Origin of the sequence: Frigoribacterium sp. CFBP9029 (assembly GCF_034045305.1) — a bacterium.
In the GTDB taxonomy this organism is placed as follows: Bacteria; Actinomycetota; Actinomycetes; order Actinomycetales; family Microbacteriaceae; genus Frigoribacterium.
In genome coordinates this window covers 408,965-427,808 of record NZ_JAXCWB010000001.1, presented here as the reverse complement: position 1 = coordinate 427,808, position 18,844 = coordinate 408,965, and the positions used below count along the sequence as shown (strand labels likewise).

Genomic DNA, 18,844 nt, shown 5'->3' with positions numbered 1-18,844 from the left:
TGTGACCCTGCGCCTCCTGGCGGTACACGCCCACCCGGACGACGAGTCGAGCAAGGGCTCGGCGACGTACGCCCTCTACCGCAGTCTCGGAGTCGAGGTGCTCGTCGTCAGCTGCACCGGCGGAGAGCAGGGCTCGATCCTGAACGAGCAGATCGAGGCGCGGCACCACGCCGAACGCGACATCGCCGGTCTCCGGGTGCTCGAGATGCAGCGGGCGCAGCAGGCCCTCGGCGTCGACCACCTGTGGCTCGGCTACGCCGACTCGGGGCTCCCGCCCGAGGGTGAACCCGTCGCGGTCAACAGCTTCGCGACGATCCCGCTCGAGATCAGCACCGAGCCGCTCGTCGCCGTAATCCGCCGGTTCCGGCCGCAGGTGCTCGTCACGTACGACGAGAACGGCGGGTACCCGCACCCCGACCACATCCGCAGCCACGAGATCTCGATGGCCGCGTATCGGGCCGCCTCCGACGCCGACCGCTACCCGACCGCGGGCGAACCCTGGCAGATCGACAAGGTCTACTACGACCGCATCATGAACACCGCCCGCCTGAAGTCGATGCTGACCCACCTGCAGCAGGCCGACGCCGAGTCGCCCCTCATCGAGCGCCTCACCGAGATGCTCGAGTGGATGGGCGCCCGACCCGACCTGGCGACCACGCACGTTCCGGCGTCCGACTTCTTCCCGGTCCGCGACGAGGCGCTCCGCGCGCACGCCAGCCAGGTGCCCCTCGACAGCGCGTTCTTCTTCTGGCCTCACGAGCTTCAGGTCGCGGCGTGGCCGACGGAGGACTTCCAGCTCATCGAATCGAGAGTCGAGACGACCATGCCCGAGAACGACCTGTTCGCCGGTGTGACCGACGACGACACCGGCCTGATCGGGGCGATCCGATGAGCGCCCTCGGCGACGCCACCCTCTCGGCCTCGGTGCGCCTCCTCGCCCAGCCGTCGACGCCCGATGCGACGCTGCCGGCGTCGACCGTGCCCGACGTCGACGTGACCCCGGGCGTCTGGGGCTTCGTGGCGATCGCATTCGTCGCGGTCGCGACGGTGCTGATCATCGTCGACATGACCCGCCGGGTCCGTCGCACGCGCTACCGCGGCGAGGTCCGCGAGCGCATCCAGGCGGAGCGCGACGGGGTCGCCTCCGGCGAGACCGCTGCCTCCGGCGACGGCGTCACGTCGGGCGACGGCGCGGCCTCCGGCGACGGCACCACCCGCGCCGTCGACGACGCATCCGACGGCGACGCGTCCGCGGGGCCCTCCGTCCGCGACTGACCGGAGCGGCCCCGAGGCGATCCGTCTGCGGGGCCGACCCTCCGCGACCGTCCTGCGCGCGCCTCCTCGGCTCGAGAGCGGCCGGCGGAGCTACCGGTGCTCGCCGTGCGGCTAGAAGGTCGGCGGGTTCAGGGCGAGCACCAGGATGCCCGTCCAGTGGCAGAGGTAGGCGAGCACCGTCAGCGCGTGGAACAGCTCGTGGAACCCGAAGCGCCCCGGTGCGGGGTTGGGCCGCTTGAGGGCGTAGAACACGGCGCCGACGATGTACATCAGGCCGCCGGTCAGGACGAGCACCGTCATCGGGACGCTCGCCGCCAGCAGGTCGCCGGTGAAGCCGAGGGCGCCGACCCCCAGCAGGATGTACAGCGGCACGTACAGCCAGCGGGGCGCCCCCAGGAAGAAGATCCGGAAGAGGATCCCGAGACCCGCACCCGTCCAGACGAGGGTGAGCAGCAGGGTCGACGTCGCGGGAGGCAGCGCGATGACCGCGATCGGGGTGTACGTGCCCGCGATCAGCAGGAAGATGTTCGCGTGGTCGAGTCGCTTCAAGAACCTCTTGGCCCCCGGGCTCCACGGGAACCGGTGATAGGTCGCGGAGATGCCGAACAGCAGGAGCGACGTCGTCATGAAGACCGCGGAGGCCCAGGTCGCGGACGTCCCGTCGGAGACCACCACGAGGATGACGCCCGTGGCGATGGCGATCGGGAAGGTCGCGGCGTGGATCCAGCCGCGCCACGACGGCTTGCGTTCGATCGAGGCGTATTCGAGGCTGTCGTCGAGCAGAGGCAGGTTCGGGATGTCGGCACCGCCGACGCCGTCGCTCACGGGTCGGGTCATGATCCGAGCGTAGGGGAGGGCAGGAGGCGCGGGCCTGGGAATCGACTCGGCGAGCGGGGGCCCACCGGTGGGCTACCGTAGCGGTGTGAAGAGTCGTCGGAGGTCGCCGCTGGCCCGCGGTGTGCTCTACGAGCTCTACCAGAGCCGGCTGCGACGCGAGCTCGACGGCGCCGATCTGCCCCACCACGTCGCCATGATCGTCGACGGCAACCGGCGCTGGGCCAAGCAGCGCATGCTCGAGACCGCCGCCCACGGCCACCGCGCCGGCGCCGCCAAGATCAGCGAGTTCCTCACCTGGTGCGACGATCTGGGCATCCGCGTCGTCACCCTGTACCTGCTCTCGGCCGACAACCTCGGTAACCGAGCCTCCGACGAGCTCACCGAGCTGTTCGGCATCATCGGCGACGTCGCCGACGAGCTCTCGCAGCAGCGCGACTGGCGCGTGCAGCACGTGGGCGCCAGCGACGACCTGCCGCAGGGGCTCCGCGACTCGTTGACCGGCGCCGCCGAGCGCACGGCCGGCAAGAAGGGCCTGCACGTCAACCTCGCCGTCGGGTACGGCGGGCGGCGCGAGATCGCCGACGCGATGCGCAGCATCGTCCGCCAGCACGACGCCATGGGGGGCACCCTCGACGCGCTCGCCGAGGTGCTGACACCCGAGCTGATCGCCGAGCACCTCTACACGGGCGGTCAGCCCGACCCCGACCTCGTCATCCGCACCTCGGGCGAGCAGCGACTGAGCGACTTCATGCTCTGGCAGAGCGCGCACAGCGAGTTCTACTTCGTCGAGGCCTTCTACCCCGACCTCCGCGAGGTCGACTTCCTCCGGGCCGTGCGCGACTTCGCCGTGCGGCACCGTCGCTACGGCAGCTGACCCCGCACCTCGATCGACCGCCGCGACGCCCGACGTCGGCGATCGGCGATCGGCGGTCGGCGGTCGGCGATACGGTTGACAGCCAGCGACACCGCCCGAGGAGACCAGCGTGACCACCATCGATGAACTGATCTCGGGGTACACCGACGAACCCGGGTACTTCGACTTCGCCAAGTGGGGCCCGATCTCACGGCCCGTCGTCGAAGAGGAGCGCGCTCTCGTCGACGTCCAGGCTCGTGCCCGATTCGGCTCGGAGGTGGCGCTGACCGAGCAGGCCGGGCGGGTCCGGCGGGCCGTCTCGGCCGTCGTCGGGTTCCCGGCCGACCAGGTGGTCTTCCAGCCGGATACGAGCTCGGGTCTCGTCCACACCCTCTTCGGCCTGACGGGGCAGGTCCTGATGTCCCCGCGCGACTATCCGAGCGGGCCGGTCGCCGCCACGCGGGCCGCCGCGGCGATGCGCGTGCTCGAGCCCGTGTGGATGGACCTCGACCACGACGTCGTGACCCCTGCCGTCGTGCAGCGCCACCTCACCGACCGCGTGACGGCCGTCGCCGTCAGCCTCGTCGACTACCGCACCGGCTACCTCGTCGACCTCGAGGGCATCCGCCAGGTGATCGGCGACCGGCTGCTGATCGTCGACGCCATCCAGGGGTTCGGCGTCGTCGACGCTCCGTACGGTGTGGCCGACGTGATCGCCTCGGGTGGCCAGAAGTGGGTGCGCGCCGGCTGGGGCACGGGGTTCCTGGCGCTCAGCGAGCGGGCTTCCGCCACGTTGACCCCGGTCTTCAGCGGGGTCGCGGGCACCGAGCTGCGCCTCGGCGGCTCGTACCACGAGACGCTGCCGACCCTGCCGGGTGCGGAGGCGTTCCAGATCACGAACCCCGACCCGATCGCGCAGGCGCGGTTCTCCACCGCCCTCGAGGGCATCGCCTCGGTCGGCGTCGCCGCGATCTCGCGAGAGATCGCCGACCGGGCCTCGCGGCTGATCGACATCGCCGACGAGTTCGCGCTGCCCGTCGTCTCGCCCCGAGACGAGGCCGAGCGCGCCGGCATCGTCGTGCTCGAACCCTCTCCCGAGCAGATGACCACGCTCACGGCGGCGCTGCTGAACCACGGGGTCACGGCCACCGTGCGCGACACCACCGTGCGGCTCAGCGTGCACCTGTCGACCGACGACGACTCGTTCGACCTGCTGCGGGGCGCGTTGACCTCGTTCGGGACGACCGTCTACTACTGACCCGCGCCTCCTCGGTCGACCCGCGCCTCCTGCCCTACGGCGTCTCCGTGCGCTCGCGAGCTGTTCACGTGTTCGTCACACGACACGGCGGGTCGTGTTCGGCCGGTCGTCGGGCGACGACGTAGGTTCGACCCATCGGGCACAGGGTCCGATCGAGTCGGCCACGAAAGTTCGCCTCGCAACTGCTCCGCGGCCGTCTCCGCCGAAGGTACCGAGCGCATCAGCGCTCGGAGATGGAGTGGTCGTGACCGCGCTCAACAACCCCCAGACCGAACAGCCCCGCCCCTCGACGAGCACCGGGGAGGCGCGATCCGGCTCGGTCGCGCAACGCACCTACGTGCTCGACACGTCGGTGCTCCTGTCGGATCCCCAGGCTCTCCTCCGCTTCGCCGAACACGACGTGGTGCTGCCCGTCGTCGTGATCAGCGAGCTCGAGGGCAAGCGTCACGACCCCGAGCTGGGCTACTTCGCGCGCCAGGCGCTGCGGCTGCTCGACGACCTGCGGCTGAAGCACGAGCGACTCGACTTCCCCGTCGAGGTCGGTGACGGGGGGTCGTTCCGCGTCGAGCTCAACCACTCGAACATGTCGGTGCTGCCGTCGGGCCTGCAGCTGAACGACAACGACTCGCGCATCCTCGCCGTCGCCTCGAACCTCGCCAACGACGGACTCGCCGTGACCGTGGTCTCGAAGGACCTCCCGCTGCGGGTCAAGGCGGCCTCGATCGGCCTCGCGGCGGAGGAGTACCGCGCCGAGCAGGTCGTCGACAGCGGCTACACCGGGCAGACCGACATCGACGTCTCGAGCGAGCAGATGGCCGCGTTCTACGAGACCGAGAGGCTGAGCTCGCGGGCGCTGGCCGACGTCCCCGTGAACACGGGCGTGGTCGTGCACTCCGACCGGGGCTCGGCCCTGGCGCGCGTGGTGTCGCAGGGCGAGGCGCGGCTCGTCCGCGGCGACCGCGACGTGTTCGGGCTGAACGGGCGCTCGGCCGAGCAGCGTCTCGCCATCGATCTGCTGCTCGACCCCGAGGTCGGCATCGTGTCGCTCGGGGGCAGCGCGGGCACGGGCAAGTCGGCCCTCGCGCTCTGCGCCGGGCTCGAAGCCGTGCTCGAGAAGCAGCAGCACCGCAAGATCATGGTGTTCCGGCCGCTGTACGCGGTCGGCGGTCAGGATCTCGGATACCTGCCGGGCGATGCCGGCGAGAAGATGAACCCCTGGGGGCAGGCGGTCTTCGACACCCTGGGCGCCCTCGTCTCGCAGAACGTGCTCGACGAGGTCGTCGAGCGGGGGCTGCTCGAGGTGCTTCCCCTGACCCACATCCGCGGGCGGTCGCTGCACGACGCGTTCGTCATCGTCGACGAGGCTCAGTCGCTCGAGCGGAACGTGCTGCTCACCGTGCTGTCGCGCATCGGCCAGAACTCGCGCGTCGTCCTCACCCACGACGTGGCGCAGCGCGACAACCTCCGCGTGGGGCGGCACGACGGCGTGGCCTCGGTCATCGAGACGCTCAAGGGGCACCCGCTGTTCGGCCACGTCACACTGATGCGGTCGGAGCGGTCGGCCATCGCCGCGCTGGTCACCCGGATGCTCGAGTCCACCGACCTGGCCTAGGCCCCGCCGCCTCCGGCCCTGCCGCCTCCGGCACTGCTGCGCGGTCGGCAACTCAGGTTGTGCCGCACGATCGTGTCTGATCGGCACGGGAACGGGCGGGTGCGCCTGAGTTGCCGACCGAAGAGGATGCGAGGTCGGTCAGGTCAGGGGGCGGCCTTGCGGAGTGGCCGGGATTCGAGCACCGTCGCGCCGGCCAGATCCTGCCTGCTGCGCGGTCGGCAACTCAGGTTGTGCCGCACGATCGTGTCTATCGGCACGGGAACGGGCGGGTGCGCCTGAGTTGCCGACCGGGTGCGGGCGCGACAGCGCGGCGCGGGGCGGCGCGGGGTCGACCCGAGGCGCTGCGCGTGATCCCACCCCAGATGCTCGTCGGCCCGATCCGTCCCCAGGGGCCTCTCCTTGGCCAGGTGCCGGGCCCGGCCATCGAGCAGTCTTCCGGCATGGAGCAACTCGCAGCACTCGTCACCGACCTGGGTGGTGTCGCGCACAAACGGCAGCTCGTGGCGCACGGCGCCACCGATCGTCTGCTCACGGCCAGTGTCCGGTTCGGGTCGCTGCATCGGGCCCGGCGCGGCTGGTACACGGTCTTCCCTCCCGGCGACCCCCGGCACGAGGCGGTGCGCATCGGCGGCCGTCTCACGGGCGCCTCTCTCCTGGCCCTGCACGGTGCGTGGTTGTGGACGACGCCGCCCGTCACGGTGGCCGTCTCGGCGAATGCCTCTCGGCTCCGAGCGCGTCACGGGGCGAGGGTCCTCTGGCGTCCGCGCGTGCTCCCGTCCGGCCCGGTTCGCGATCAGTCGACGCCACCGTGGGCGGTGCCCCTCGAGGAGGCGCTGGTCACGGCCGTCCTCGGCCTCCCGCTCGACGAGGCGGTCGCCCTGCTCGACTGGGCGCTCGCCAGCCGGCGGTTCACGCGGGTCGAGTTGGTGGAGGCGTTCGCCCACCTGCCGGAGAATCGCGCCTCGATCGTCGACTGGGCGGATCGGCGGAGCGAGAGCTTCATCGAGAGCCTGATCAGAGCCACCTTCGTCTCACTCGGGCATGACGTCCGCGTGCAGGTCCCCGTGGGTCCGCGCGACGCCCGACGCATCGACATCGTCATCGACGAGGTGGTGGCTCTCGAACTCGACGGCCGGGCCTTCCACGCCGACACGTTCGACGCCGACCGGTACAAGGACATCACCGTGACGATCGCGGGGAGGGTCGCGCTCCGCTGCGGGTACGGCATGGTCCGAGACGAGCGGGGCCTGCTCGTCGAGGCGGTCCACGCGATCATCCGACGTTCGCGTGCCGTGAGCACGGCGTCGAGGCGATGCCGCGACTCGCACCATCAGGCCTGCCTCAGTGCCGAGCCCTGGCGTGTCGGCGCGTCGAGGGCTCCTCGACCTCACCGGCCACGGTCGGCCTCAACCGCTGGTGTCGTGCGGGCAGACTCCCCACCCCGGTCGTCTCGGGCGACTCGGTCGTGATGTCGATCCTCGAGACGACGCCGACGCCGACGCCGACGCCGACGCCGACGCCGATGCCGCCCGCCGATCGCGTGCTCGAACTCGGGGCCGTCGTGCTGCTCGGCGGACTCGCGGTCACGGTGGCCCCCGACGTCGGTGCGCAGATCTCTTTCCTGGCGGTGGCGGCGGTGACCCCCGCCCTGGTGCGTCACGATCTGGCCGTCCGGCGTCTACCGAATCCTCTGGTGGGGTTGCTCGCAACCGCCTTCGTCGTCGGCAGCACCCTGCGAGGGGTCGACTCCGGTCTGCTCTCGGCGTCGATCCCCTTCGGCTGGGCCGCACTCTGGTTCGCCGTCGCGTTCGCGCTCGCCGTGGGTGGCGCGTTCGGCATGGGCGACGTCAAGCTCGGTGCGGCGCTCGTCGGCATCGTCGCTCCGTGGGGAGGCATCGCCGTGGGGGCGCTCGTCGCCGGCGCAGGAGTAATCGGCCTGATCGTCGTCCCCGCGACCGCGCTGCGTGCCAGGGGGAGCCGGAGCCGTGGAGTCCCGTTCGGTCCGTGCCTGCTGGCTTCGTTCTGGGCCCTGTCGGTGTTCGGCGGTCCGCTGCTGTGAACGGCTGCACGACAGGAACCCGACTGCGACGGACGGGAGGCCGCGACGCGGAGGCGGGGCCAGGCCCGTGGCCGGACCAGCCGGGGAGGCGCGGCGCCGGTCAGACCGGCACCGCGCCTCCTGCAGGGGCGATCAGATCAGCCCGGGTGGGTCATGCTCAAGACGTCGAGAGCCTTGTCGAGCTGGTCTTCGGTGACCTCGCCGCGCTCGACGAAACCGAGGTCGACGACGGCCTCGCGCACCGTCATCTTCTGGGCGACGGCGTGCTTGGCTACCTTGGCCGCGGCCTCGTAGCCGATGACGCGGTTGAGCGGCGTGACGATCGAGGGCGAGGATTCGGCGAGGGCCCGCGCGTGCTCGACGTTGGCCTCGAGCCCGTCGATCGTCTTGTCGGCGAGAGCTCGACCGGCGTTCGAGAGCAGACGGATGGACTCGAGCAGCGCTGTACCCATGACCGGGATGGCGACGTTGAGTTCGAACGCACCCGACGCACCCGCCCAGGCGATGGTGGCGTCGTTGCCGATCACTCGGGCGGAGACCATGAGCACGGCCTCGGGGATGACGGGGTTCACCTTGCCCGGCATGATCGACGACCCGGGCTGCAGGTCGGGGATGTGCAGCTCGCCCAGCCCGGCGTTGGGGCCGGAGCCCATCCAGCGGATGTCGTTGTTGATCTTCGTCAGGCTGACGGCGAGCACCCGCAGGGCTCCCGAGGCCTCGACGAGGGCGTCGCGCGCACCCTGGGCCTCGAAGTGGTCGAGCGCCTCGGTGACGGGGAGCCCGCTGTCTGCCGCGAGGGCCGCGATCACGCGCTGGGGGAACCCGATCGGCGTGTTGATGCCCGTGCCCGTGGCGGTGCCGCCGAGGGGGACCTCCGCCACGCGGGGCAGCGTGGCCTCGACCCGCTCGATCGCGAGGCGGATCTGTCGTGCGTACCCGCCGAACTCCTGCCCGAGGGTGACGGGCGTGGCGTCCATCAGGTGGGTGCGCCCCGCCTTGACCACGTCGGACCAGGCGGAGGCCTTGCGCTCGAGCGCCTCGGCGAGGTGCGTCAGCGCCGGGACGAGATCGTGCAGCAGCGCGCCGGTGACGGCCACGTGCACGGACGTCGGGAACACGTCGTTCGACGACTGCGACGCGTTCACGTGGTCGTTGGGGTGGACCGCGGTGCCGTCGACCGTGCCCGCGAGCGTCGCGAGCACCTCGTTCATGTTCATGTTCGACGATGTCCCGCTGCCGGTCTGGTAGACGTCGACGGGGAACTGGTCGTGGTGTCGGCCACCGATGACCTCGTCGGCGGCGGAGACGATCGCCGCGGAGACGGCGGGGGCGACGATGCCCATCTCGCCGTTGACCAGCGCGGCGGCTCTCTTGATGCGGGCGAGGGCGACGATCTGGGCCGGCTCGAGACCGGTGCCCGAGATCGGGAAGTTCTCGACCGCGCGCTGGGTCTGAGCCCGGTACAGAGCCGATGCGGGCACCCGCACCTCGCCCATCGTGTCGTGCTCGATGCGGTACTCGGATGTGGTCACGTCGTCGTGGTCCCTTCTTCGGCCCTCATGGGGCGCTGGCGACCCGGGGCGGCCGCCCCGGGATGGTTCTCAGAGACGGCCCACGACGACCGACGGGTCGACGCGGCCGTTGGCGAGTGCGTAGTTGGCCCCGACGACCGCGAGACGGCCCTCGGCGATCGCAGTGGCGATGAGGGCGGACGAGCCGACGAGCGACTGGACGGACGCTTCGATGTGCAGCTTGCCCACGCTGCGGGGATCCAGGGCGGCACCGGGCTCGAGATCGATCGTGGCCCGTCGGACGGAGGGGACGATCATGTCGATCAGCCCGCCGAGGAACCTCGACCCGGGAGGCGCCTCGGACGTCAGCGAGTCGATGGCGGTGGCCACGGCGCCGCAGCTGTCGTGCCCGAGGACGACGATCAGGGGGACGTTCAGCACGGAGACGGCGTATTCGAGCGAAGCGATGACGGTGTCGCCGACGACCTGCCCCGCGTTGCGGACGACGAACAGGTCGCCGAGACCGACGTCGAAGATGATCTCGGCGGCCAGTCGCGAGTCGGCGCAGCCGAAGAGGGCGGCGACGGGCTTCTGGCCACCGGCCAGGCTCGACCGGTGGTCGCTGTCCTGGTGCGGGTGGTCGGGGGTCCCGGCCACGAAGCGCTCGTTGCCGTCGGTCATGCGACGCCACGAGTCGCCGGGGGTCTGCGGGGGAGTCTGGGTGATGGGCTGCGATGTCATGTTCAGTCGTCCGTCTCGTCGGCGGTGTCGGCGATGTCGGCGGCCAGCGCCGTCGCCAGGGCCTCGAAGTCGGCGTCGTCGGCCGTTCCGTGCAGCACGTACGAGCTGCGGCCGACGGTCGTCGTCAACGAATAAGCGTAGTTGCCGGCGTCGTCGTCGTCGCGTCGGTCGTAGACCGTCCAGTCGACGCCGTCGATCTGGCGCGCGGAGGTCGCGGCGCGGTTGTCGACGGCGGCTGCGAGCCAGGTGTCGTTGGCGTCGATGCCCTGCTCGAGCGCGATGAACTGCTCGCCCGGGGTGATGAACCCGATGTACCAGACGTCGACGTCGTCGGGTGTGGACGTGTCGATGTCGGCCCGGTTCGAACTCCAGGAGTCGGGCAGGACGGGGGCGGCGAGCGGCACGTCGACACTGGCCTGAGCCTGGGAGGCCACGGTGGCGTAGTCGATGTCCTGTCGGTTGACGGTCCCGTCGGGGCGCACGACGACCAGGATGAGGAACAGGACGATGCCGAGCGACGCGACGATCGACAGCGTCAGATTGATCGCCGTCTGGTTCGCGTAGTGCTTGCGGGTGTTCTCGGCCTTGCGCGCGGCCGTCTCGGCCGGTGTCTCGGGTCGGCCCAGCTCGGCGACGATGCGCGGGCCCTGATCGCGTCGACCGCGGCCACGTCTCGGGGTGCTCACGACGCGGGTGCCTGTCGTCTGGCGGCCTCGAGGCGCTCGCGAGCACCCATCAGCCATTCTTCGCAGCGGCGGGCCAGCGCCTCGCCGCGCTCCCAGAGGGCGAGGGACCGCTCGAGCGTGGACGCACCCTGCTCGAGCTCGGACACGACCGAGACGAGCTCGTCGCGCGCCTGCTCGTAGCTCAGGGAGGCGATGTCGGCGGGGAGAGCGACCGCGGTGCCGTCGGCCGACGAGACGTCGGGCGACGAGCTGTTCGCGTTCGAGGCGTCGGAGGGGGCGTTGTCCACGATGTCGATCCTAACGAGGGGTGTGCGAGGCGGGGTGAGAGCGACCGGCGCCCGATGTGCGTGACTGCTCCGTGCCTCCTGGGGAGGGATGTTCGTCGATCGGTCCGCTCGACTCACCGGTCGAGACCGCCGTCAGACCGCCGCCGGAGAGCGTGAGCAGCAGCTCGGTGTCGCGAGGCGCATCGGAGGGGTCGTGCAGGACGGCCCCGCCCGGCACCTGCACGATCGCGTACCCGCGGCGGAGCGTGCCCTGCGGGGACAGCGCCCGGAGACCCGCGGTCAGCTCGGCGACCCGGGTCTCGCCCCGCTCGACGCCCCGGACGACGAGTTCTCGGCCCCGCGCGACGGCCCGGACGATCTCGTCGGCTCGGACGTCGACGAGGGTCTGCGGCGACGCGAGCACCGGACGGCTGCGGATCTGCTCGAGCCGGTCGACCTCGGTGGCGACGAGCGCCGTCAGCCGCTGCCCGATGCGCGCGCGGGCCTGCTGCACCCGAGAGAGCTCTTCGGTGACGTCGGGCACGACCCGTTTGGCGGCGTCGGTGGGCGTCGAGGCGCGCAGATCGGCCACCTCGTCGAGCAGCGGACGGTCGGCCTCGTGACCGATGGCGCTGACGACGGGGGTCGTGCAGGCGGCGACCGCCCTGATCAGCGTCTCGTCGCTGAAGCCCAGGAGGTTCTGGAAGTCGCCCCCGCCTCGGGCCACGATGATGACGTCGACCTCGGGATCGGCGTCGAGCCGCTGCACGGCCGCGGTCACCTCGGAGACCATCCGGTCGCCCTGCACCGCGGCGTGCACCACCCGGAACTCGACGGACGGCCATCGCAGCTGCGCGTTGCGGAGGACGTCCTTCTCGGCGTCGCTGTCTCGGCCCGTCACGAGCCCGATGCACTGGGGCAGGAACGGCAGACGTCTCTTGCGCTCGGGCGCGAACAGCCCTTCGCCCGTGAGCTTGACCCGGAGTCGCTCGAGTCGCTCGAGGAGGTCGCCGAGCCCGACGTGCCGCATGTCGAACACCTGCATGGTCAGCGAGCCGCCCTTGACCCAGTAGTTCGGCTTGACGGCGGCGACGACCCGGTCGCCCTGCTTGAGATCGGCGGGCACCCGCGACTTGACGCTCGACCAGATCGAGAACGACACCGTGGCGTCTTGTTCGAGGTCTCGGAGCTTGCCGTAGACGTTGCCCCCCGACACGTTCCACTGCGTGATCTCGCCCTCGACCCAGGCCGTGCCCAGTCGGTCGATCCAGTCGCGCAGCTTGGTCGCGAGCAGGCCGACGGGCCAGGGGGCGTCCGCCGTGGGCGGCGGGGGCACGATCGTCATTCGTCTCCTGTCGTCGACCGATGTCGAGGATGCTCGGTGAGGGTGGGCAGGGTCGGCATCGGCCGCATCGACACGACTCGACCCGCCGCTCTCAGTACGCGACCAGTCGTCGCACCTACAATCGACTGGTGAGCCATATCACCAACGGCGCCCTTGCCATCGACCTGCCGACACCGCGTGTTCCTGCGGTGCGTAACAGGCTAAGGGATACCCCTGTCACTGGACACAAGCGTGTGCTGCTCGCGGCCCCACGCGGCTACTGCGCGGGCGTGGACCGAGCGGTGATCGCCGTCGAGAAGGCGCTGGAGCACTACGGTTCGCCCGTCTACGTGCGCAAGCAGATCGTGCACAACGTCCACGTCGTGTCGACGCTCGAGAGCCAGGGCGCGATCTTCGTCGACGAGGTCGACGAGGTCCCCGAGGGGTCGCACATCGTCTTCAGCGCGCACGGGGTCTCGCCGGCCGTCGTGCAGGGCGCGGCCGATCGCCAGCTGCAGGCCATCGACGCCACCTGCCCGCTCGTCACGAAGGTGCACCGCGAGGCCGTGCGCTTCGGCAGCCAGGGTCGGCACATCATCCTCATCGGTCACGCCGGGCACGAAGAGGTCGAGGGCACGATGGGTCATGCGCTCGATCGCACCACCCTCGTGCAGAACCCGGAGGAGGTCGACGACCTCGTCATCGACGACCCCGAGAACCTCGTGTGGCTCTCGCAGACCACGCTGAGCGTCGACGAGACCATGGAGACCGTGCGCCGCCTGCGAGAGCGGTTCCCGACCATCCAGAACCCTCCGAGCGACGACATCTGCTACGCCACGCAGAACCGCCAGGTCGCGATCAAGAAGGTCGCGCCCGAGGCCGATCTCGTGATCGTGGTCGGGTCGGCCAACAGCTCGAACAGCGTCCGTCTGGTCGAGGTCGCCCTCGAGCACGGGGCCAAGGCCGCCTACCGCGTCGACTTCTCGTCCGAGATCCGCCAGGAGTGGCTCGACGGCGTCGAGACCGTCGGCGTCACCTCGGGCGCCTCGGTTCCCGAGATCCTCGTCAAGGAGGTGCTCGACGACCTCGCCGACGCCGGCTACCTCGACGTCGCGGAGGTCGTCACGGCCGAGGAGGACCTCATGTTCTCGCTGCCGAAGGAGCTCCGCAAGGACGCGAGCGGTCAGGTCGACGCGCGCGGCCTCGGCGGTCGGACCCGATGACCGACGATCGTCAGCAGCCGCCCGTGGCGCAGCGCGACGAGCGTCCCCGCCCGCGGTACGGCGAGTACGCACCGGAGGGGTGGGTCAACCCCGTCGCCCCGGTCGAGACGCAGACCCCGACCCCGGGCCGGAGCGACGGCACTGCGCCCACTCCGCAGGCGGGCCCTCGAGACGACGCGACGACCCCCGGTGCGTGGGGCGCGCCTCCTCGTCCCGGTGCCGGTGATCTCTCGGGAGCCCGGCGCTTCGACCGGGTCGCCACGTTCGTCCTGCTGGGCATCGGTCTGTACAGCGTCATCTCGAACGTGGTGATGGCCTCGACGTTCTCGTCGACGCTGCTCTCCGCCCTCAGCGGCGCGGGCTACTCGACCGACGCCTTCACCGGCCAGGAGGCCCTGCAGCGCTCCGGCGTGATCATCGCCGTGCTGACCGTGGCGGTCTTCGCGATCACCCTCATGTGGAGCATCCGTCGACTGGCCGCCCGCAAGGTCACCTTCTGGGTGCCGTTGTCGGCCGGGGTGCTGATGTCGATCGTGCAGATGGTCCTCGTGCTCGGCGTCCTGTTCGGCGACGCGGCCTTCGTCCAGTCGATCCTCGACGGTTCGGGCCCCTCGCTCTGACGCTCTGATACGACGAGAACGGGCCCGCAGCGCATGCTGCGGGCCCGTTCGTCGTCTACGGCGAGGAGAGCCGAGGAGGCGCGGGTCAGCTCCCCGACTGACCGAACGAGCCGAGCTGCCTGGTCGCCTCGACGACTCGGGCCGCCATGGCGGACTCGGCGACCTTGCCCCAGGCGCGGGGGTCGTACTGCTTCTTGTTGCCGACCTCGCCGTCGGCCTTGATGAAGCCGTCGTAGTTCTTCAGCACCGTGTCGGCGATCGAGCGGCTGAAGGCGTACTGCGTGTCGGTGTCGAGGTTCATCTTGACGACGCCGTTCGAGACGGCCTCGCGGATCTCGGCGTCGGACGAGCCGGATCCGCCGTGGAACACGAGCTCGAGGGGCTTCTCGGCCGTGTCGAAGCGCTCGCGGATGCCCTGCTGGATCTCGCCGAGCAGCTCGGGACGCAGCTTCACGTTGCCCGGCTTGTAGACCCCGTGCACGTTGCCGAAGGTCAGGGCGGCGATGTACCGGCCGTTCTCGCCGAGGCCCAGGGCCTCGACGACCCGGGTGACGTCGCCGACCGTCGTGTAGAGGGCGTCGTTCGTGCCCTCGTGCTCGACGCCGTCCTCTTCGCCGCCGACGACGCCGATCTCGACCTCGAGGATGGCGTTGATCGCCCGGGTGCGCTTCAGCATGTCTTCGGCGATGGAGATGTTCTCGTCGAGGGGCACCGCGGAGCCGTCCCACATGTGCGACTGGAAGAGCGGGTTGCGACCCGCTCGCACCTCCTCCTCGCTGGCTGCGATGAGCGGCAGCACGAAGCCGTCTAGGGCGTCTTTGGGGCAGTGGTCGGTGTGGAGGGCCACGGTGATCGGGTAGTTCTTCGCGACCTCGGTCGCGAACTTCGCGAAGGCGATCGCCCCGGCCGCGCGGTTCTTGACGGTGTGCCCGGCGAAGTAGTCCGCGCCTCCTGTCGTCACCTGGATGATGCCGTCGCTGCCCGCCTCGGTGAGACCCTGCAGAACGGAGTTGATCGTCTGCGACGACGACACGTTCACGGCCGGGTAGGCGAAGCCCTTGGTCTTGGCCTTGTCGAGCATCTCGGCGTACTGCTCAGGGGTTGCGACGGGCATTGCATCTCCTTCGATTGCGGGTGGTGGCTGCAGCCACCACCCTAGTCAGCGACGATCGGGTGACGCCCGGAGGCCTCACCGGGGGTCGTGCCTCGACGGGCGTCGGCGAGGGAGGGCGAGCAGAACGAGCCCCGCGAGGGCCAGAGCCGCGCCGACGAGGGACGGGCCCGCGGCGTCCGCACCCGTGAAGGCCAGCCTCGGGGCGTCCGTGTCGCCGGGCGTCCGTGACGCCGTGTAGTCACCGGGGCCGGGGCCGGGACCGGTGCCGGAAGCGGAACCCCGGTCGGGCGGCAGGGGAGTCCCGTCGCCGCCGTTCACCGGCGCCGGCAGCATCCCGGCGTCGAGCCGATCGTGTCGGGTCACTCCCGTCAGACTGCCGTCGACGACGATCTCGTCGAGTCGGGTCTCGGCCGCTCCCCGCTCGTCGACGTCCGAGTCGAACTCGTCGTCGCCCAATTGCTGGAGCGTCCAGCCATGGGGCGCAGCCCCGAAGTCGACGACGTAGTCGCCCGGGCGCAGAGCGGTGAACTCGTAGCGGCCCTCGGCGTCGGTCTCGGTCTCGGCCGTCACGTCGTCGCCCCGGTCGTCCGTCCCGCGCAGGGACACCGCGTGCCCGGCGACCGCGGATTCGTCATCGGCGCGGACCCCGTCGGCATCCGAGTCGATCCAGACCCTGCTGCCGATCGATCCGGCCACGGCGCGTGTCGAGGCCACCGTCGACGTCGAGGTCCAGTCGATGCCGCCGACCCTGAGTCCGAAGGTCGAGGCCCAGGTCTCGAGACCGGCGGATGCGCCGTCGACGACCAGGTCGTGATGCACCTCCGCGCCGGCGGCTATGGGCTCGCTCCTCTCGACCCGGACGCCCGTGACCGCGGCGAACGAGGCCGGGCAGTCGTCGATCCCGAAGTCGTCCGCCAGGCACCAGGTCGTCTCACCGCCGTCGAGGTTGGACGGGTGGACGGGGTCGTGCGAGAGCTCGTCGGAGGGGGTCGTCGTGTACCGGATCACATCCGTCGGAGCGGCGGAGGAGAGCGGCCCGCCCAGCTCGGCCCGCTCGCCGGTGGTGCCTCGCCCGTCGGCGTCGTGGGGGAGGATCGTGATCAACGAGCTGTTCGGCAGGATGGTCGTGCCCGTGTTGCGATACGACAGGGTGAAGGTCGCATCGTCGCCGACCACGCGGACGGGCCGGTCGACGGTCTCCTCCGCGTCGAAGCCGCCGCCCTCGAGGACGGTCACCGTGCGGTGGGCGACTCGGGCCCAGAGCGCCGAGACGTCACGGGTCGACGCCACCACCGCCTCCAGCCGGGCCTCGCCGCCCACGGGGACGCTGTCGAAGCGGACGTCGAAGGTCAGCGGGTCGATCGTGTCGTTGACCGCGACCGGGGCGATCGACCAGGTGAGCCGCTGGCGGACGACCCCGTCGATCTCGATCCGATCGACCTCGGGGGTCGGGGAGGCGCTCCCCGGCACGAACGACGTGCCGGCCGGCAGATGGGCCTCGACCGTGACGGCCTCGTCGACCCGGTCGCGGGAGGCGTTCGTCAGGCTCGGGTACAGGGCGTAGGTCGTCGTCCCGCCGGCGGTGACGTAGGTCGTCTCGTCAGGTGTGCTGTCGGCGTCGTGACCGGGGTCGACGACGGCGCTCCGGATGCGGGCCATGTTGCTCGTCACCGTAAGGAAGTCGGCCCACCCTCCGTTGGCGGCCTCGGCGTCGCTCCGGTCGTTCGTCCACCCGGCGGTCGGGGATGTGCGGATGGCGGCGAAGGTGCGCGGGCGCGTCTCGTCGTCGAGGCGCGGCTCGATGCGGAGATGAGCGCCGAAGCTGATGGAGGTGGTGCCCGGGTGGTCGTACGTCCACCGCACCGCACCGACGGACTCGGCGCCGCCCGGCACGGATCGCGGATCGGCGTGCCACTCCAGATCGTCGTCGCCGCAGGTCGCGTCGCGAGCCGTGGTGGGGTCCGAGCCGTCGAAGGCCGCGAACTCGGGTCGGCCCGTCACCGCGGGGAGCGTCGACGTCGCCCAGACGCCGGCGCGCTGCTCGCGCAGCGTCTGCACCGAGTTGTCGAAGACGATGCACGAGACGGCCTCCTGCCACGGAGCCGTGCCGGAGTTGCGGACTCCGAGCATGCTCATGACCGGCTGTGCCGGCGTGACGTAGGGGAGGTTGTTCTTGCCGGAGAGGTTGAACGAAGCACCCGTCTCGACGTCGATGCCGAGATAGCGCAGCGAGCCGCCGGCACCTGAGCCCTTGCTGACGTCGCGGGCCACGGAGTTGTTCGCTACGGGCTCGCCCTCCCCGTCGTAGTTGGCTCGACCGCTCACGGAGTCGGCGACGAAGTCCCGGTAGGTGTTCGTCGCCCGGAACGTCCCCTGCTCGGTGAGCTCGGGGACCCACAGGGAGACGTAGGCCGACACGACGTACGGCAGCGCGCCTCCGAGGATGTCGCTGCCGAGCACGTTCTTGGTGGGGAGCGACGACATCGAGGTGTCGGCCCCGGTGATCGAGATCGACACCGGTTCGCCCGGTGCCGCCTGGCTGCAGACGATCGTGCCCGAGTCGACGACGTTGGTCGACCCGCCGCCGACGCCGCCCGGCATCGACTCGACCTGGCCCGTGTTCGGGCCGCAGGCCGGAGCGCCGTCGAGGGGGGAGAGCACCGCCGGGCTGGCGTCGCCGCCGTACATGCGCGAGACGTCGTCGACGAGGGTCATGCGCTCGCCGAGGGGCTCGACCCCGAGGAGCCCGCCGCCCTCGACGAGACCGTTCCAGTGGACGAGGAGCGGGTAGACGAGGCGGAAGCCGGGAGTGACGCCGTCGGGACCCACGGCCTCGGCGAGCGTGGGCAGGGCGCGGTTCATGGATACGTCGTAGCGGGGCGCCGCCGATACGACGAGCGAGGGGGCGACGGCGCGGACGGGATCGTTGGCATCGGCGCGGGCCTCTGCGGTGACCGTCAGAGACGTCGCGTGAGGGAGGGCGACGGCGACCGAGGCGGCCACGCTCACCGTGCGGGCGCCGCTCGTCAGCGTGCCCAGTCGGCAGCGGAGGACGTCGCCCTCGATGGCGGACCCCTCGCGGGCGCAGTCGTCGGGCAGGCGCGACCAGCCGAGCCCGGGAGGCGCGGTGAGGGAGAACTCGCCACCCGACGCCGTGCCCTCGGTCGTGCCCACGGTCACGCCGTAGACCACCGCGTCACCCGTGCGCACGATGCCGTTCGCGGGGCCGCTGTCGCCCCCGGGGCGGTCGTCCGCCGTGAATCGGCCGAGACCGTCGCTCGTCACGCGGACGGCGATCTCGACGTCGTTCGAGTTCGGCGTGGACGCGGCGGAGGCGATGGACGGGTCGCCGAGGACGACGACGAGCGCGGCCACGGCGGCGGTCAGCACCCTCGCGGATCGACGGGAGGTGAGCTTCATGGGCGCCTTTCGGTGGAACACGAGTTCTGGATGCGATCTGCAAAC

General features: G+C 71.0%; 17 protein-coding genes. 9 read left to right on the top strand and 8 right to left on the bottom strand.

The features are described 5' to 3' along the window. The first annotated feature begins 1 nt into the window (after window position 1). Both mca and SOM11_RS01995 read left to right on the top strand, forming a co-directional pair. Entirely contained in the window at window positions 2–892 is an 891-nt protein-coding gene (mca, locus tag SOM11_RS02000) for a mycothiol conjugate amidase Mca (protein ID WP_192059615.1), read from the top strand. Further along, window positions 889–1,275, top strand: a complete 387-nt coding sequence (locus tag SOM11_RS01995) for a hypothetical protein (protein ID WP_320477039.1) — start codon at window positions 889–891, stop codon at window positions 1,273–1,275. The genes mca and SOM11_RS01995 overlap by 4 nt, the downstream gene beginning before the upstream one ends. Before the next feature lie 111 nt (window positions 1,276–1,386). On the opposite strand, the gene trhA is transcribed toward SOM11_RS01995, so the two are convergent. After that, on the bottom strand, window positions 1,387–2,112 hold the full coding sequence (gene trhA / locus SOM11_RS01990; protein WP_192059619.1) for a PAQR family membrane homeostasis protein TrhA: 726 nt from the start codon (window positions 2,110–2,112) through the stop codon (window positions 1,387–1,389). Between the two features lie 85 nt (window positions 2,113–2,197). Between trhA and SOM11_RS01985 the strand changes: the two genes are divergently transcribed. The 5 genes from SOM11_RS01985 (at window position 2,198) to SOM11_RS01965 (ending at window position 7,894) form a co-directional block, all read left to right on the top strand. Then, a complete protein-coding gene (locus SOM11_RS01985; protein ID WP_320477038.1) occupies window positions 2,198–2,986 on the top strand; it encodes an isoprenyl transferase in 789 nt (262 codons plus the stop codon). A 109-nt stretch (window positions 2,987–3,095) separates the two neighbouring features. Next, window positions 3,096–4,223, top strand: coding sequence for an aminotransferase class V-fold PLP-dependent enzyme (locus SOM11_RS01980; protein WP_320477037.1), 1,128 nt, complete (start codon window positions 3,096–3,098; stop codon window positions 4,221–4,223). 244 nt (window positions 4,224–4,467) lie between these two features. Then, window positions 4,468–5,835, top strand: coding sequence for a PhoH family protein (locus SOM11_RS01975; protein ID WP_243213852.1), 1,368 nt, complete (start codon window positions 4,468–4,470; stop codon window positions 5,833–5,835). A gap of 440 nt (window positions 5,836–6,275) precedes the next feature. Continuing rightward, a complete protein-coding gene (locus SOM11_RS01970) occupies window positions 6,276–7,304 on the top strand; it encodes a hypothetical protein (protein WP_320477036.1) in 1,029 nt (342 codons plus the stop codon). Further along, the gene (locus SOM11_RS01965) at window positions 7,301–7,894 is read left to right on the top strand and encodes a prepilin peptidase (protein ID WP_320477035.1); all 594 of its coding nucleotides are present in this window, start codon (window positions 7,301–7,303) and stop codon (window positions 7,892–7,894) included. The genes SOM11_RS01970 and SOM11_RS01965 overlap by 4 nt, the downstream gene beginning before the upstream one ends. A gap of 137 nt (window positions 7,895–8,031) precedes the next feature. Here SOM11_RS01965 and SOM11_RS01960 read toward each other — a convergent pair whose 3' ends face one another. The 5 genes from SOM11_RS01960 to xseA form a co-directional block, all read right to left on the bottom strand. Next, a complete protein-coding gene (locus tag SOM11_RS01960; RefSeq protein ID WP_192059627.1) occupies window positions 8,032–9,426 on the bottom strand; it encodes a class II fumarate hydratase in 1,395 nt (464 codons plus the stop codon). Window positions 9,427–9,495: 69 nt separating this feature from the next. Beyond that, window positions 9,496–10,146 carry a carbonic anhydrase gene (locus tag SOM11_RS01955; RefSeq protein ID WP_197981787.1) on the bottom strand — a complete coding sequence of 217 codons (651 nt, stop codon included), beginning with the start codon at window positions 10,144–10,146 and terminating at the stop codon, window positions 9,496–9,498. A gap of 2 nt (window positions 10,147–10,148) precedes the next feature. Continuing rightward, the gene (locus SOM11_RS01950) at window positions 10,149–10,832 is read right to left on the bottom strand and encodes a DUF4245 domain-containing protein (RefSeq protein WP_320477034.1); all 684 of its coding nucleotides are present in this window, start codon (window positions 10,830–10,832) and stop codon (window positions 10,149–10,151) included. Beyond that, window positions 10,829–11,026 (bottom strand): exodeoxyribonuclease VII small subunit, encoded by a 198-nt coding sequence (locus SOM11_RS01945; protein WP_243213879.1) that lies wholly within the window; start codon window positions 11,024–11,026, stop codon window positions 10,829–10,831. The genes SOM11_RS01950 and SOM11_RS01945 overlap by 4 nt, the downstream gene beginning before the upstream one ends. Before the next feature lie 103 nt (window positions 11,027–11,129). Then, window positions 11,130–12,443 carry an exodeoxyribonuclease VII large subunit gene (gene xseA / locus SOM11_RS01940; RefSeq protein WP_320477033.1) on the bottom strand — a complete coding sequence of 438 codons (1,314 nt, stop codon included), beginning with the start codon at window positions 12,441–12,443 and terminating at the stop codon, window positions 11,130–11,132. Between the two features lie 188 nt (window positions 12,444–12,631). Here xseA and SOM11_RS01935 point away from each other — a divergent pair, with 188 nt between their 5' ends. Both SOM11_RS01935 and SOM11_RS01930 read left to right on the top strand, forming a co-directional pair. Beyond that, on the top strand, window positions 12,632–13,645 hold the full coding sequence (locus SOM11_RS01935; protein ID WP_243213878.1) for a 4-hydroxy-3-methylbut-2-enyl diphosphate reductase: 1,014 nt from the start codon (window positions 12,632–12,634) through the stop codon (window positions 13,643–13,645). Then, window positions 13,642–14,265 (top strand): DUF6264 family protein, encoded by a 624-nt coding sequence (locus SOM11_RS01930; RefSeq protein ID WP_320477032.1) that lies wholly within the window; start codon window positions 13,642–13,644, stop codon window positions 14,263–14,265. The genes SOM11_RS01935 and SOM11_RS01930 overlap by 4 nt, the downstream gene beginning before the upstream one ends. Window positions 14,266–14,350: 85 nt before the next feature. Here the strand turns inward: SOM11_RS01930 and fbaA are convergent, their stop codons facing one another. Both fbaA and SOM11_RS01920 read right to left on the bottom strand, forming a co-directional pair. Further along, window positions 14,351–15,379, bottom strand: a complete 1,029-nt coding sequence (gene fbaA / locus SOM11_RS01925; protein ID WP_192059636.1) for a class II fructose-bisphosphate aldolase — start codon at window positions 15,377–15,379, stop codon at window positions 14,351–14,353. A gap of 75 nt (window positions 15,380–15,454) precedes the next feature. Further along, entirely contained in the window at window positions 15,455–18,799 is a 3,345-nt protein-coding gene (locus SOM11_RS01920; RefSeq protein WP_320477031.1) for an SdrD B-like domain-containing protein, read from the bottom strand. Window positions 18,800–18,844 lie beyond the last annotated feature (45 nt).